17 protein-coding genes are annotated in these 15,735 nt (G+C 39.6%); 3 read left to right on the forward strand and 14 right to left on the reverse strand.

The features are described from left to right. Positions 1-37: 37 nt before the first annotated feature. The gene (tehA, locus tag DPV92_RS04640) at positions 38-979 is read left to right on the forward strand and encodes a dicarboxylate transporter/tellurite-resistance protein TehA (RefSeq protein WP_111353884.1); all 942 of its coding nucleotides are present in this window, start codon (positions 38-40) and stop codon (positions 977-979) included. A gap of 55 nt (positions 980-1,034) precedes the next feature. Here the strand turns inward: tehA and DPV92_RS04645 are convergent, their stop codons facing one another. The 9 genes from DPV92_RS04645 to DPV92_RS04685 all read right to left on the reverse strand — a co-directional run bounded on the left by DPV92_RS04645 (position 1,035) and on the right by DPV92_RS04685 (position 9,756). Further along, positions 1,035-1,529 carry a transposase gene (locus tag DPV92_RS04645; protein WP_111353885.1) on the reverse strand — a complete coding sequence of 165 codons (495 nt, stop codon included), beginning with the start codon at positions 1,527-1,529 and terminating at the stop codon, positions 1,035-1,037. 265 nt (positions 1,530-1,794) lie between these two features. Further along, complete coding sequence (locus DPV92_RS04650; protein ID WP_111353886.1) at positions 1,795-2,547, reverse strand: TOBE domain-containing protein; 753 nt, start codon at positions 2,545-2,547, stop codon at positions 1,795-1,797. Positions 2,548-2,704: 157 nt separating this feature from the next. After that, positions 2,705-4,048 (reverse strand): acetyl-CoA carboxylase biotin carboxylase subunit, encoded by a 1,344-nt coding sequence (accC, locus tag DPV92_RS04655; protein WP_111353887.1) that lies wholly within the window; start codon positions 4,046-4,048, stop codon positions 2,705-2,707. Between the two features lie 50 nt (positions 4,049-4,098). Further along, positions 4,099-4,566, reverse strand: coding sequence for an acetyl-CoA carboxylase biotin carboxyl carrier protein (gene accB, locus DPV92_RS04660; protein WP_111353888.1), 468 nt, complete (start codon positions 4,564-4,566; stop codon positions 4,099-4,101). A gap of 235 nt (positions 4,567-4,801) precedes the next feature. Beyond that, positions 4,802-5,986, reverse strand: coding sequence for an elongation factor Tu (gene tuf / locus DPV92_RS04665; protein ID WP_111353889.1), 1,185 nt, complete (start codon positions 5,984-5,986; stop codon positions 4,802-4,804). A gap of 70 nt (positions 5,987-6,056) precedes the next feature. Then, positions 6,057-8,162 (reverse strand): elongation factor G, encoded by a 2,106-nt coding sequence (gene fusA, locus DPV92_RS04670; protein ID WP_111353890.1) that lies wholly within the window; start codon positions 8,160-8,162, stop codon positions 6,057-6,059. Positions 8,163-8,268: 106 nt separating this feature from the next. After that, the gene (gene rpsG, locus DPV92_RS04675) at positions 8,269-8,739 is read right to left on the reverse strand and encodes a 30S ribosomal protein S7 (protein WP_005708968.1); all 471 of its coding nucleotides are present in this window, start codon (positions 8,737-8,739) and stop codon (positions 8,269-8,271) included. A 139-nt stretch (positions 8,740-8,878) separates the two neighbouring features. Then, positions 8,879-9,253, reverse strand: a complete 375-nt coding sequence (gene rpsL, locus DPV92_RS04680; protein WP_005543325.1) for a 30S ribosomal protein S12 — start codon at positions 9,251-9,253, stop codon at positions 8,879-8,881. A gap of 122 nt (positions 9,254-9,375) precedes the next feature. Beyond that, a complete protein-coding gene (locus DPV92_RS04685; RefSeq protein WP_111353891.1) occupies positions 9,376-9,756 on the reverse strand; it encodes a helix-turn-helix domain-containing protein in 381 nt (126 codons plus the stop codon). A 128-nt stretch (positions 9,757-9,884) separates the two neighbouring features. Here DPV92_RS04685 and DPV92_RS04690 point away from each other — a divergent pair, with 128 nt between their 5' ends. Then, positions 9,885-10,301 carry a hypothetical protein gene (locus DPV92_RS04690; RefSeq protein ID WP_111353892.1) on the forward strand — a complete coding sequence of 139 codons (417 nt, stop codon included), beginning with the start codon at positions 9,885-9,887 and terminating at the stop codon, positions 10,299-10,301. A 54-nt stretch (positions 10,302-10,355) separates the two neighbouring features. Further along, positions 10,356-10,670 (forward strand): hypothetical protein, encoded by a 315-nt coding sequence (locus DPV92_RS04695; protein WP_111353893.1) that lies wholly within the window; start codon positions 10,356-10,358, stop codon positions 10,668-10,670. 70 nt (positions 10,671-10,740) lie between these two features. Here DPV92_RS04695 and rfaC read toward each other — a convergent pair whose 3' ends face one another. The 5 genes from rfaC to DPV92_RS04720 all read right to left on the reverse strand — a co-directional run bounded on the left by rfaC (position 10,741) and on the right by DPV92_RS04720 (position 15,585). Next, entirely contained in the window at positions 10,741-11,694 is a 954-nt protein-coding gene (gene rfaC, locus DPV92_RS04700) for a lipopolysaccharide heptosyltransferase RfaC (protein ID WP_111353894.1), read from the reverse strand. 65 nt (positions 11,695-11,759) lie between these two features. Further along, positions 11,760-12,662, reverse strand: coding sequence for a hypothetical protein (locus DPV92_RS04705; protein WP_111353895.1), 903 nt, complete (start codon positions 12,660-12,662; stop codon positions 11,760-11,762). A 58-nt stretch (positions 12,663-12,720) separates the two neighbouring features. Further along, positions 12,721-13,761, reverse strand: a complete 1,041-nt coding sequence (gene waaF / locus DPV92_RS04710; protein WP_111353896.1) for a lipopolysaccharide heptosyltransferase II — start codon at positions 13,759-13,761, stop codon at positions 12,721-12,723. A 33-nt stretch (positions 13,762-13,794) separates the two neighbouring features. Beyond that, entirely contained in the window at positions 13,795-14,208 is a 414-nt protein-coding gene (locus tag DPV92_RS04715; RefSeq protein WP_111353897.1) for an MliC family protein, read from the reverse strand. A gap of 54 nt (positions 14,209-14,262) precedes the next feature. Continuing rightward, positions 14,263-15,585, reverse strand: a complete 1,323-nt coding sequence (locus DPV92_RS04720; RefSeq protein ID WP_111353898.1) for a LysM-like peptidoglycan-binding domain-containing protein — start codon at positions 15,583-15,585, stop codon at positions 14,263-14,265. Between the last annotated feature and the right edge of the window lie 150 nt (positions 15,586-15,735).

Here is a 15,735-nt window from a genome sequence, read left to right on the forward strand (position 1 = left end):
CTATACTCAAACTGTTCTTAACTTTTTAGGAGGAAATATGAACACAAACAAACCCTTCCCATTGCCAACGGGCTATTTCGGTATCCCACTTGGCTTGGCTGCACTCTCCCTTGCTTGGACACATCTTGTCCATTTTCCACTGACTGAAACAATCAGCAATATTTTAGGTATTAGTGCTATTATTGTATGGCTTCTGTTTATCGGGCTTTACCTGTATAAACTCCGCTATTTTAAACACGAAGTTTTAGAAGAATATCGTTGCCCTGTACGGTTCTCATTTCTGGCATTAATTCCGATTACCACGATGTTGGTCGCAGACATTCTCTATCGTTGGCAACCGCTGTTGGCTGAAGTGATGATCTGGATTGGCACGGTTGGGCAGTTGCTCTTTTCATCCATTCGTATTAGTGAATTGTGGAAAGGCGGTATTTTTGAACAGAAATCTACCCGTCCCCCCTTCTATTTACCTGCGGTAGCGGCAAACTTTACCAGTGCCAGCTCGCTTGCGTTAATTGGCTATCATGACTTGGGCTATTTGTTTTTCGGGGCAGGTTTAATTGCTTGGATTATTTTCGAACCAGTATTGTTGCAACATTTACGCATTTCATCGGTTGAGCCCCCTTTCCGAGCAACAATGGGGATTATCCTCGCGCCCGCTTTTGTTGGAGCATCGGCTTACTTGGCGGTAAATCACGGTGAAATCGACACTTTCGTGAAAATTCTGTGGGGCTATGGCTTCTTACAACTCTTTTTCTTAATTCGCTTACTGCCGTGGATTGCAGAAAAAGGCTTAAACATCGGCTTTTGGGGCTTCTCATTCGGTCTGGCATCTATGGCAAATAGTGCTATTGCATTTTACAACGCCAATGTGCTCACAGGCGTTGCTATTTTCGCCTTTGTATTTGCGAATTTGATGATTTTAGGCTTGATCGGTTTAACGATTTATAAATTAGTCAAAGGGCAGTTTTGGGCGAAATAGTATCAGCTTACAAGCGGTAAAATTTTGACATATAGGACAAAATAGTTGGTAAGAATTAAATTTGATAATCCTTACCAGCTTTTTTATTAAAAAAATCCTGTATAAACAATATCTTATACTTTCTCGTTAAACCACTGTGAGTGCGTAATTTATCCTTAAGTTCCTCAAATAAACCTTCAATCCTATTTGTGGTTTTTTCAATATTTAATTCAGGATATTTTCCTTTTTCATTTGGTATCTCTGAACGTTCATTTAAAAATATATGATGCTTTTTCTTCCATTCATATATTTTTAAATAAAATTCATTCTTAGCACTTGTTTTTAATGTTTTAATAATACTTTTTAATCCTCTTCCTGCATATGATTGATGTTTTTTTCTTAATTCTCTCATTACAATCGCAACAAGATGGAATTGACACATTTGAGTAGGCTTATTAAAAAGATCTTTTAGTAATCTTCTACGCCAATCGCAGGTAATAGATTGAATTACATAGCCTTTTTCTCTTAGATGATAAACCACTTTTGTTGAAAGGATATCAATAAGGACCATTATAAATTTGGGCAGGATCTAATTTAGATTTAAACGTAAATGTTTTATTACAATGAGTGTATTTATAGCGTTGAAGATTATTTTATTTGCTATGCTTCTGAATAGAAGAGTATAAACAAAAAGGACCGTTTTTTTTTGTTCATATTTCAAAAAGGGGGCTTAAAGCCTTACACTATAAGGCTTTAAGCACATTTTTACCAACTATTTTGTCCTATATGCCAAATTTTTTAGCAAATCTTACCGCTTGCTAAATTAAACTAAAGAGCTAAAGTGTCGCTAAAATGATCTGTTCAGGATCGATATGTAACTGAATTGATTCTCCCACTTTTTCTGAAATAGGCTCTTCTATGATGGCACATAATACAGTGTGACCAATTTTCACAAGAACTTCATTTTGTTCAATTGCTATAATCTCCCCTGTAAAATCATTTACACCTATTCGTTTCAAATTCAGCTTAATCCAAGGAGCTTTAATCAGTAACATCACATCTCTGCCAAGCATAAGATCAAGTCGCTTACTACTTTTTTCAGTGATTACAGCACAAATTGGCTCATTTATACCATCAATATTTACATCAACCCAAACTAGTGAATCTTTCTGTTTTAAACCAGATACCTTACCAAAAAGCTGATTTCGTGCACTGGTTTGGAGTGATGATTTTGCCGTTGCAAATAACGCATTATCAAGAGGGATATTTTCTTCATGTAAAATCTCAAAAGCTCTTTTTTGCGTTTGTTGCAATAGATCATAAAGCTGTAATAGGCGATCTGCATAACTCGTTAGTTGTGTTCCGCCACCTTGCTTACCACCTGTACTACGCTCTAACAAAGGCTTAGGGCTGATTTTAGTCATTGCATCAATGTTATCCCAAGCAGTTTTATAGCTTACCCCTGCTAATTTTGCAGCTTGGTTGATAGAACCAATCTGTTTAATTTGGCGCAATAATTCGATACGTCGAGGATCGGCAAATAGTGTGTTGTGTAATTTGATAGTCAGTAGAATTTCGGTATCTATCATTGTTGAGTTTCCAATAACAAAGGTTAGGTATTATAACTTATCTATTGTCTTAATTTTAACCCGATATTAATAATAAAAAACGATTAAATTTCTGAGATATTTTATAAATTATCTTTTAAAATTTAATCGTTTTATATTAATGCTGATTATAGTAAGACTATTTTAAACCTAACTTATGCTCTAAGTAGTGAATATTCGTTCCACCTTGACGGAAGTTTGCATCTTCCATAATTTTTTCGTGGAGTGGAATATTAGTTTTAATGCCTTCGATAATGGTTTCAGAAAGTGCTTGTTCCATACGACGGATCGCAATATCACGATTTTCAGCGAAAGTAATCAATTTACCAATCATTGAATCATAGTGTGGAGGCACTGCATAGCCTGAATAAATGTGTGAATCCCAACGTACACCTAAACCACCTGGCACGTGTAAACGTGTGATTTTACCTGGTGATGGTAAGAAGGTATTTGGATCTTCCGCATTGATACGGCATTCCATTGCATGACCTTTTACTTTGATGTCATCTTGCGTGATAGAAAGCGGCAAACCTGCAGCAACGCGAAGTTGCTCTTTCACTAAATCTACGCCTGTAATCATCTCGGTAACTGGGTGTTCAACCTGTAAACGGGTATTCATTTCGATGAAATAGAATTCGCCATTTTCGAATAAAAATTCGAATGTACCTGCACCGCGGTAGCCGATCTCACGGCACGCATTTGCACAACGCTCGCCAATGAATTTACGTAATTCAGGAGTAATACCTGGTGCGGGAGCTTCTTCAACCACTTTTTGGTGGCGACGTTGCATTGAGCAATCACGCTCTGCAAGATAAACCGCATTGCCGTGCGTATCTGCCATTACTTGAATTTCGATGTGGCGTGGATTTTCAAGGTATTTTTCCATATACACCATATCGTTATTAAATGCCGCCTTCGCTTCTGCTTTGGTCATAGCGATCGATTCTTCCAAATCTTTTTCTTGGTAAACCACGCGCATACCACGACCGCCACCGCCACCAGATGCTTTAATAATCACTGGATAGCCGATACGTTTTGCAATCTCTTTATTTTTCGCAGGATCATTACCGATAGGACCATCGGAACCTGGTACGCAAGGCACACCCGCTTTTTTCATTGCATTGATAGCAGATACTTTGTCGCCCATTAAGCGAATCACATCTGCCGTTGGACCAATAAAGATAAAACCAGAATTTTCAACCTGTTCTGCAAAATCTGCGTTTTCAGATAAGAAACCGTAACCAGGATGGATCGCATCAGCGTCCGTTACTTCTGCGGCCGCAATAATAGCAGGAATATTTAAATAGCTTTTTACAGAAGGTGCTGGACCGATACATACGGTTTCATCCGCTAATAATACGTGTTTAAGCTCTCGGTCTGCTGTTGAGTGAACGGCAACGGTTTTAATGCCTAACTCTTTACACGCACGTAAAACGCGTAAAGCAATTTCGCCGCGGTTGGCAATGACAACTTTTTTTAACATTGCTTATTCCTTTTGGGTAATGAAAATGCCCCTCTTGAGAAGGGATTAAATTATTCGATAATTACTAATTTTTGGTCGAATTCAACCGCTTCACCGTCATTGACAAGGATTGCTTTTACAACACCTGCTTTATCAGATTCAATACGGTTCATCATTTTCATTGCTTCAACGATACAAAGTGCATCGCCAACTTTTACTTGTTGCCCTACTTCGATAAATGGTTTCGCTTCTGGACTTGGGCTACGATAGAAAGTCCCAACCATCGGAGAAAGTACTGCGTGACCTGAAACTTCAGAAGAAACTGGAGCGTCTTGAGCTGGAGCAGAAGTTGTTGGTGCAGCCGCAGGTGCAGAAACTGGGACTTGTTGAGGTGCTGCCACATATTGTACTGCTGCTGGGGCAACAGCTGGTGCTGCACGGCTAATACGTACTGTACCTTCTTCTTCAGAAACCTCTAATTCGGTAATGCCTGATTCTTCTACTAATTCGATTAATTTCTTGATTTTGCGAATATCCATAGTGAAATTCCATTAGGTTAAATAAAATTGACCGCTTATTTTGATCTTCAAGAAGAATGAACAAACGGATAAAAAGACGTGCGTAGATTACATGATTTTCGTGAATTTTGCGACTAAAATCTGTGAAATTTAGTGAAAATGTCAGGAACTTAGACCACTTGGAGAGGAAATAAAAACACAAAAAGGCGTACCTTTCGATACGCCTTTTCTTGTGAAGCTTTGACTAAACCATCAATTATTTGATGATTTTAGCAACAACGCCCGCACCTACTGTACGGCCACCTTCACGAATCGCGAAACGTAAACCTTCATCCATCGCGATTGGGTGAATTAATGATACTGTCATTTTGATGTTATCGCCTGGCATTACCATTTCTACGCCTTCTGGTAACTCAATAGTACCAGTTACGTCAGTTGTACGGAAGTAGAATTGTGGACGGTAACCTTTGAAGAATGGAGTGTGACGACCACCTTCTTCTTTTGATAATACGTACACTTCTGATTCGAAGTCTGTGTGTGGTGTAATTGTACCTGGTTTCGCTAATACTTGACCACGTTCGATTTCTTCACGTTTTGTACCACGTAATAATGCACCAACGTTTTCACCCGCACGACCTTCGTCTAATAATTTACGGAACATTTCCACGCCAGTTACTGTTGTTTTCGTAGTGTCTTTGATACCTACGATTTCAACTTCTTCACCCGCTTTGATGATACCACGCTCAACACGACCTGTTACTACTGTACCACGACCTGAGATTGAGAATACGTCTTCGATTGGTAATAAGAATGGTTTATCAATCGCACGCTCTGGCTCTGGGATATAAGTATCTAAGTGGTTTGCTAATTCAAGAATTTTTTCTTCCCACTCTGCTACGCCGTTTAACGCTTGTAACGCTGAACCACGTACTACTGGTGTGTCATCACCTGGGAAGTCGTATTGTGAAAGAAGTTCACGAACTTCCATCTCAACTAATTCTAATAATTCTTCATCGTCAACCATATCGCATTTGTTTAAGAATACGATGATGTATGGAACACCTACTTGGCGACCTAATAAGATGTGCTCACGAGTTTGTGGCATTGGACCATCTGTTGCTGCTACTACTAAGATAGCGCCGTCCATTTGTGCCGCACCAGTGATCATGTTTTTAACGTAGTCCGCGTGTCCTGGACAGTCAACGTGTGCGTAGTGACGAGTTGCTGTATCATACTCAACGTGTGAAGTGTTGATGGTGATACCACGCGCTTTTTCTTCTGGCGCGTTATCGATTTGGTCGAATGCACGAGCTGCACCACCGAAATGTTTTGATAATACAGTTGTGATTGCAGCTGTTAAAGTTGTTTTACCATGGTCAACGTGACCGATTGTACCCACGTTTACATGGGGTTTTGTACGTTCAAATTTTTCTTTAGACACTTTGATAGTTTCCTAAAATATGAGCCATAACCTTATGCTATGGCTCGGGTTGAAATAACGATTTATCTAATTATTTAGATTTACGTGCTTCAATGATTGCATCAGCAACGTTTTTCGGAGCTTCAGCATATTTTAATGGTTCCATTGAGTATGATGCACGACCTTGAGTTTGTGAACGAAGGTCTGTTGCATAACCAAACATTTCTGATAATGGAACTTCAGCATTGATCTTAACAACGAATTCTGTTGCTTCTTGACCATTTACCATTGCACGACGACGGCTTAAGTCACCGATTACATCACCCACGTAGTCTGGTGGAGTTTCCACTTCAACTTTCATAATTGGCTCAAGTAATACAGGGTTTGCTTTTGCAAACGCTGCTTTAAATGCTAATGACGCTGCAAGTTTAAACGCTAGCTCAGATGAGTCCACATCGTGGTATGAACCGAAGTGTAAACGTACACCAATATCTTCTACTGGGTAACCCGCTAATGGACCAGATTTAAGTTGCTCTTGGATACCTTTGTCAACTGCAGGGATGTATTCACCAGGGATTACACCACCTTTGATTTCGTTCACGAATTCGTAACCAGGACCTTCTGGATCTAATGGGTATAAGTCGATCACAACGTGACCATATTGACCGCGACCACCAGATTGTTTTGCGTGTTTACCTTCCACATCGTTAACACGAGTACGGATAGTTTCACGGTAAGATACTTGTGGTTTACCGATATTTGCTTCCACTTTGAACTCACGTTTCATACGGTCAACAATGATGTCTAAGTGTAACTCACCCATACCAGAGATGATGGTTTCGCCAGATTCTTCATCAGTGTGAACACGGAATGAAGGGTCTTCTTGTGCTAAACGACCTAATGCTAAGCCCATTTTTTCTTGGTCAGCTTTAGTTTTTGGTTCTACCGCAACAGAGATTACTGGTTCTGGGAATTCCATACGCTCAAGAATGATTGGTGCGTCTAATGCACATAATGTATCACCTGTACCAACATCTTTTAAGCCGATTGCTGCAGCGATGTCACCCGCACGAACTTCTTTGATCTCTTCACGTTTGTTAGCGTGCATCTGTACGATACGACCGAAACGTTCACGTTTTTGTTTTACAGAGTTGTAAACTGTGTCACCAGAGTTAATTACACCTGAGTACACACGGAAGAATGTTAAGTTACCTACGAATGGGTCAGTTGCAATTTTAAATGCTAATGATGCAAATGGTTCATCATCACTTGCGTGACGCTCACCTTCAGTTTCGTCTTCGTTGATACCTTTAATTGCTGGGATATCAGTTGGTGCTGGTAAGTAGTCGATTACCGCATCAAGCATTGCTTGAACACCTTTGTTTTTGAATGCAGAACCACAGCAAACTGGAATTACTTCACCCGCTAATACACGTTGACGTAACGCAGTTTTGATTTCTTCTTCAGTTAATTCTTCACCAGAGAAGAATTTATCCATTAACTCTTCAGATGCTTCAGCTGCTGCTTCAACAAGGTTGTTACGCCATTCTTCACACGCTTCTAACATATCCGCTGGGATATCTTCGTATGTGAATGTCATACCTTGGTCAGCTTCGTTCCAGTTGATTGCTTTCATTTTGATTAAGTCAACCACACCTTTGAAGTTTTCTTCTGAACCAATTGGAAGTTGAAGAGGAACTGAGTTACCACCTAAACGCGTTTTGATTTGCTCAACAACACGTAGGAAGTTTGCACCTGTACGGTCCATTTTGTTTACGAACGCAATACGTGGTACAGAATATTTATTCGCTTGACGCCATACTGTTTCTGATTGAGGTTGAACACCACCTACCGCACAGTAAACCATTACCGCACCATCAAGAACACGCATTGAACGTTCTACTTCGATAGTGAAGTCAACGTGTCCTGGAGTATCAATAACGTTGATACGGTGTTGTGGATATTGTTGTGACATACCAGACCAGAATGCTGTTGTTGCAGCAGAAGTGATGGTAATACCACGTTCTTGTTCTTGCTCCATCCAGTCCATGGTTGCAGCACCATCGTGAACTTCACCGATTTTGTGACTTACACCTGTATAGAATAGAATACGCTCAGAGGTAGTTGTTTTACCTGCATCGATATGAGCACTAATACCAATATTACGGTAGCGCTCAATAGGAGTTTGACGAGCCATTTTGATTTATTACCTTGTTTGGATTTAAATTAAAATTCTTAATAAGGGGAAGGCTTCATCTAAGAAATTTGAGATGAAGCCTAATAGTTTCGTTTTAAAGCAACGATTACCAACGGAAGTGTGCAAACGCTTTGTTTGCTTCAGCCATACGGTGAACATCTTCACGTTTTTTCACTGCTGAACCTTTGTTATCAGCTGCATCAGTTAATTCGTTTGCTAAACGTAATGCCATTGATTTATCACCACGTTTACGAGCTGCTTCGATAACCCAACGCATTGCTAATGCATTACGACGAGTTGGACGAACTTCAACTGGTACTTGGTAAGTTGAACCACCTACACGGCGTGATTTAACTTCAACAGTTGGACGTACGTTTTCAAGTGCAGCATCGAAAGCTTCTAAAGCATCTTTACCTGTACGTTGTGCAAGAGTTTCTAAAGCACCGTAAACGATAGCTTCAGCTGTAGATTTTTTACCATCAACCATTAAAACGTTGATAAATTTTGCAAGTAATTCAGAACCGAACTTTGGATCTGGAAGAATTTTGCGAGGTTCAATACGACGACGACGTGGCATTGTAAATACTCCGTTTATATATATTCAGGATATTCCAAAACTCATCTATTGTAGCTAAACATTGGTTTAGCACGATTGACTGGAGTTTATGGTATAAATTTAAAAATTTAGACGTTTGGCCTTACTTAACGGAGATCCATTAAGCTTTAGGACGTTTAACGCCGTATTTAGAACGACCTTGTTTACGGTCTTTAACGCCAGCACAGTCTAATGCACCGCGTACAGTGTGGTAACGCACACCTGGTAAGTCTTTAACACGACCACCACGAATTAACACAACACTGTGTTCTTGAAGGTTGTGACCTTCACCACCGATGTATGAAGTTACTTCAAAACCGTTAGTTAAACGAATACGGCAAACTTTACGTAATGCAGAGTTTGGTTTTTTAGGTGTAGTAGTGTATACACGAGTACACACGCCACGTTTCTGCGGGCAAGCCTCTAATGCAGGAACGTTGCTTTTTACAACCTTTTTCACACGCGGTTTGCGTACTAATTGGTTGATAGTTGCCATTTAAAAGCTCCAGTTAAAATTATTAAAAATAAAATTAAAAAATCCTTCCCCTATGGAAAGGACGGTAAATTTTAGTGCGTTGCTGGCTAAATGTCAAGCATTGTAAGAAGTCTACGAGCGGTCTATTTTTCTGGTTGTTTTGCATTTTCTAACAGGGCAATCACTTTCTTTAATGCTTCAATTTCGCTTTCTTTTGCACTCAGTAGCTGCTTTAATTTCTCATTTTCAAGCGAAAGTTTTTCGTTTGTACCGAAATAGTTGTTGTAATTGGAATGGTTGTCAACATTCGTAAATAATACAAATCGTTCGTTATCATCTAATAGCTGAGCCACGTTCACATTAAAAACCTGAGCAATTTGTTTTAATTTTTCTACGCTCACATTAGTTTGCCCACGTTCAATCTTCGCATAACCTGTCGTGGACATACCTAATTTCTCCGCCACTTCTTCCTGTGTCCATTGGTTCATTTCACGCATAATTTTGATCTTTTCTGATGATTCCATAATCTACCCTATTAGTCATTTTTTAGCTCTCCGAGCGTATCAAATTGCTCTTTGAGTAACTGGATTAAATTTGTACTAAATATAACATAGCAAACCTCTACAGACTAACTTTAATGGGGAAATTTTCCATGAAAAAACTATATGCGGTTATCACGTCTATTGCATTACTTTCGGCTTGTAGTGTAACTCAAGAAGGAAGCTCCAAATTAAGGGAGCAAAGCCTAAACTCAATTGAGAATAAAATTTTAGCTAATGTAACAACCAAAAATGAAGTCCGTGAGTTTATGGGAGAACCAACGAAAATCACTCAACAGCAAGGCGACTTAAGTGAAATTTGGTTTTATGAATCTTACGAAAAACACACTAATTATACTCCTTTAGCGATGTTCCCGATCACGTTGCCATTAAGTATTGTTTTTGGACATAACTTTATGGATCCAATAGTAGAAAAGAAAAATGAAAAACAACTAAGAGTAAAAGTTGATACTGGGACAAACAAAGTAACTAACGTATCTACTGCTGTTACTCAAAAAGAGTGGTATTAAATTTACACTAGATATAAATATAACATACTTAACTAAATTAGCAGGAGCAACATAATGAGAATCTCTAAATTAATTATTTTAGCAAGCATTTGCACAACTTTAGCGGGCTGTGCAAATATGCAGCCAATGCCAACAAAACCCATCGATAGATGGTTCAAAGATGGCGTAAGTACTGATATAGCAAAAAGTAAATATGCAAAATGTACCTATGATGTTGGCATGAATAAAGTTGAAGTCACGGAAAAAGACACGCTTATCACCAGTTGCATGGCTGCTGATGGTTATCGTTATGGCGTTCCTAAAAAAGAACTTCAAGAATGGGAAGATAAAGTAGAATCATTACGTAAACAAGGGTATATTCTTTACTAATTCCTCATATACAACAAAGCTCTAGGAAAATACCTAGAGCTTTATTAAAAAAATTCATACTTATACTAAACTACAACTCATTCTCCAACGCCTGCAAAACCCGATACGGCAAAATGCTTTCCATACCATTGCCCGTTAAATAATGCTGATTTTTGCCGTAAGCCCCAATCAATTTCGGATCGGTGGCTCCGTATAAAATCACGTTTGGTTTATCCAATGCAGCAGTTAAATGGCTTAAGCCTGTATCAACCGACACTACCACTTTTGCATTGGCGATTTCTTGAGCCAACTCTGCCAGCGTTAATTTAGGCAAGACTACTACATCAGCCGAGACTTTCGCTAACCGCTCAGCACGTGCCTTTTCTTCCGCATTTCCCCAAGGCAGATGCACGCTCAAGCCTTGCATCGTCACTGAACGGATTAACTCTTCCCAATACGCCTCTTTCCAATGCTTATCCACCCGAGTGGTGGCGTGAATTGCCACCATATAAGCGGTGGGATTTTCGCTATGTTTTGCAAAATGCGGAGCGATGCCATAATCGCCAATAGTTTGCGGTAATACATAACCTAAGGCTTCAGCAAAGAGTTTGCGAATACGCTCCACGGCGTGCTGTTGATACGCAATCGAAAAGGTTTTGTCGTAAAACCAGCTGCTCAACCCTTCACGTGCGGAATGTTTATCATAGCCATATTTCGTGCCTTTAGCTTGCTTGGTTACAAGCACTGCACTTTTAATCAAGCCTTGGGCATCAATCACGGCATCATATTCTTCTGTTCGAAGCACTTTCAGATAGGCTTGCCATTCTTGCCACGTTTGGCGATTCAGCAAATTTTTTCGCCAACGACGAATTGCCACGGGAATCACCCGATTAACTGCCGAATGCCAGCGGGGAATTTCCGCAAATACCTCTTCCACCACCCAATCAAATTGAATATTCGGAATCGCTTTCTGGGCATCGGTTAAGGCGGGCAAGGTGTGAATCACATCTCCCATTGAGGAGGTTTTAACGATAAGGACTTTCATATTTATATAGATTAGCAAGCGGTCAAAAATCGCAAAACTTTTGCAAAATTAGACCGCTAGTCTCACTATTTTTTATTATCTAAAAGCATATTGGCAATTGTTGCACCACCAGGTACGATGGAGCCCGCAACCTCTGAAACCACATCTTTTAAGAGTGATTTCATTTTCTCCTGATTCGCCTTTTGGCTAAACCAAGAAGTACCGTTATCAATCACTTTTCCTGTTAAACCATCGACTTCAATAATTGCAGTTCTGTTATCTTTTTTATGATGATACTCGAAAGCAAACACAGGACGGAAGTAAATTTCTAAGCATTCAATCACCGTTTTTTCATCTAAAGTTGGGGCATTGATAATCGTTGTTTCTAACAACTTCTGACGAGCACGTTGCATTAACCCAGATTGCAGTAAGCTAGGCTCAATTACTTCTGACTCTAAAGGTTTACTTCTATATTTCGGCTCTTTCAGATATGCTTGAAGTAAAGACTCATGAACATGTGAACGCTCCATACCGTCAATTACACTAGAAAAAATGATATCTCGCTGGCAAATTTCCTTAACATTAAACGAGATATAACTGGTTTGAATGTTCATATTCTGCGGAGTATTTACTTTAATTTCTTCGCTTGCATCTTCAATCAGCACAGATTTCGCATCTGGATTTTCAACATTTGTGCGATAGTTTTGCACCAATTCATAATTGATAATACGCTTCACTTCAATTTTCCAGAAAGGTTCTAATCGACGTTCAGAACGAATAAGTTCAATATCTTCATCTTTATTTAAAAGTTTAGAACTTTTTACAGCTAATGATTTAAGTGGTGCGACTTTCGCCAAGCCTGATAATGTACTTGAGAATGCACTATTTTTATGCTGTTCTGCCGCATCTTTGGCTAAATGCTCTGGATAGAAGTCCTCAAATTCATAAGCAGGCACTTCAACGTGTTCTAGACTTAATACTTCGTTCATTATGTTCTCCCAAAAGATAAACGTTGCAAATTATCGGTAAGCTCCAATCGCTTGGTATCTACAGATTAAGTTTTTGTAATAACTTTTCCATCACCATCTCAGGCTGAATATCAATCAAACTCTGATGATAGCCATCTGCCGCATCACCTTTGCGGATTTTAATTAAGCCTCCTTCAATCAGGCGAATCACTTCCGCATTCGATGACAGCGGCGGGGTGTAAGCGGGGCTGGTTGGTCCATATAACGCGAACAATGGCTTGTTCAAGGCGGCGGCAATGTGCATTAAGCCGCTGTCGTTGCTGACCACCGCAGCACAATCAGCAATTAAATCCACTGCTTGATTGAGATCAGTTAGACCCGCCAAATTCAAGCAATAAGGTTGTAAGTTTTCAGGCAAACTTTGGCGAATTTGCTCGCCCACTTTTTGGTCCTTTTTCGAGCCAAACAGACGAACTGAATAACCTTTTTCAATCAGCATTTCCGCCAATTTTGCATAGTGATAATGTGGCCAACGTTTTGCAGGTCCAAACTCTGCTCCTGGGCAAAAACCAATCTCAGGGCGATTTTCCGCTTGGTTTAGCAGCTGTGAGAATTTTGCTTTTGTTGCCTCAATTTCGACCGCTTGTGTTTGCAAATAAGGATAAAACAACGGTAAATTCTGCGCCATTGGCACTTGCCCCTTTTCAAAGGCTAACGCTACATAGCGTTGTACCATCATAGGGTAGTCATTTTTATTGGCACGCAAATCATTCAGCAGGAAATAGCGGCTTTCTCCCTTCCAGCCTCGACGCACGGGAATTTTGGCAAACAACGGAATAAAGGCAGATTTCAGCGAATTAGGCAACACAATCGCCATATCATATTGATTACGAAGGGATTTTCCCAGTTGGAAACGTTCGCCTAAACGAAAAGCACCATGTCCAATCGGCATAGAAATCGCTTTACGTACTTCTGGCATTCTTGCCAACAATGGACGACACCAATCAGGTGCCATTACATCAATTTGGCAATCTGGATATTGCACCTTGAGTTGCTGATAAAGGGCGTGCGACATCATCATATCGCCCACCCACGAAGGGCCAATCACTAAAATATTCATTTTTTCTCTTAAATTTAACCGCTTGTTTAATGCTTAACGTTGCTTAATGCACTCTTTCGCAAGGACTTTTTTGTTATTATCATAGAGCTCCGCTACCCCAGAACGCATTTCCCACCATACCCAACGAATATTGCTATATTTCTTGCCGTTTTTTGTGACTGTTGGTGAAAGTGTATGGGTCGCGTCCATAAAGGTAACGCTAATACTGTTCTTTTTACCTTTAGTTTTCAATATGCGAACTTCTTTATCATCTTGACACAAATAAAGGTTCATCGCTTGGCTTTTAACCACACTACGTTGAGCAATTTCTTTAACTTGCTCCGCATTGTCACTATTCGTTTGCTGAACTTGCTGCACCTGCTCAACAGGCGAAACAGCAACTTTTGTGCAACCCGAAATTAACAATAATGTCGATACCAATAGGCTAATATTAAGCTTTAAAGACATATTTTTCCCTTTTATAACAAAAGAGCAACGTGTTGGCGTTGCTCTTTAACATTATTATTTAAAGCGATAAGTGCCATCTGCTTGGCGAGTAAATTTACCGCCTGAACCGATAGTCATTTCTACTACACGGTTATTTTTATCTAAACGCACGGTTACCTTTTCATTTACTTTTAGACTGCTCACTTTGTTATTCACTTTGCTCATTGCGTTCACATCAGAAATATTGAGCTGATTATCACGGAATACTTGCATTAATGAAACGCCTTTAGGCACGCTTAATATTTTGCTTGATGTAACCACATTTTGGCTTTTTGCAGCTTCTGTTTTTGCTGCTAATGAAGGAGCTGGTGTGGCTTTCTCTACAACTGGCTTACCCGTTTCAACATTTTTTACTAAACGATCTAACTGAGCATTTTGTGATTTCTTAGTATCAAACTCTGCTTTCGTTACCGCCTTAACCTTTGGTTGAGCATTCACTTGTTTATTATTTGCATGATGAGATGCTTTTAATTTCTCAACTTTTGGTTGAACAACTTGAGCTGTTGGTGTTTCAGGTTGATATACTACACCGCCTTGAGTCGCAGGTTTTTCAGTGACAACCATCATTGGTTGAGACTGACTTGCTTGCAATGTTGATTGTGGTTGAGCAAGTTCATTTGCCACAGGTTGAACAGGCTGCGGCTCTGCTATTTTCTCTACTGGAGAAACGACTTGTTGAGCTGGCTGCTGTGTTTGTTGTTCCAACTGAGCTTGTTGCTGATTTTGTTGTTGAGCTAAAGCTTCTTGCTGTGCTTGAGCTTGTGCTTTTGCCTCAGCCTCTTGACGTTGAGCTTCTGCCTCATCTACAGGGCGGAATTCAATAGGTAAACTACCACTCTGTTGAGATTGTAATTCTTCAACAGTCTCTGGTGTACTTGGTTTTAGCCAGAAGAAAACTGCCCCTAAAACTGCAGCCAATAAAGCAACAATACCTAAACGGCGATGTTTTGATGACTTCTCTTTCACAGAATTTTCTGATATTACTTTTTCTGTTGAAGCGGTTGGGATAACGCGCTCTGCCGCATTAATTGCAACTTTTGCTGTTTCTTTTGCAACAGACTTAACTTCTTCAGTTTTTTCTTCGATTTGTTCGTTTGCCGTTTGACTAGCCTGAGCAGTTTTGATTTCTACATTTTTATCTTCTGTAGTAAATGCTAAGCCTGCTGGTTTTACTGCTTCTCCGCCATCCATTTTAGGTAATTCTGATTTTACAGAGCTTGATGGTTTAATGACAGGTGTAAATGTATGCCCTGGCGATTGCGTTGTATGTAATGAAGGTGCGATGCTTTTAGTGTTATTTTCCCCAAAAGTTGGTTCTTTGCGTTCGTTCTGATTCATATCAAATTCCATAAATTAAAAATAAAAATTTTTGCTATTTTAAAGGATTTCTAGCTTATCAGCACGATTTTTCAAAAAATTTTCACTTTTCTTTTCATTTAATCAAGCAATTCGCTCTATTTTGCAAATTTCTCGCAAAAATCAACCGCT

The organism is Pseudohaemophilus paraphrohaemolyticus, assembly GCF_003253115.1.
Taxonomy (GTDB): domain Bacteria; phylum Pseudomonadota; class Gammaproteobacteria; order Enterobacterales; family Pasteurellaceae; genus Haemophilus_A; species Haemophilus_A paraphrohaemolyticus_A.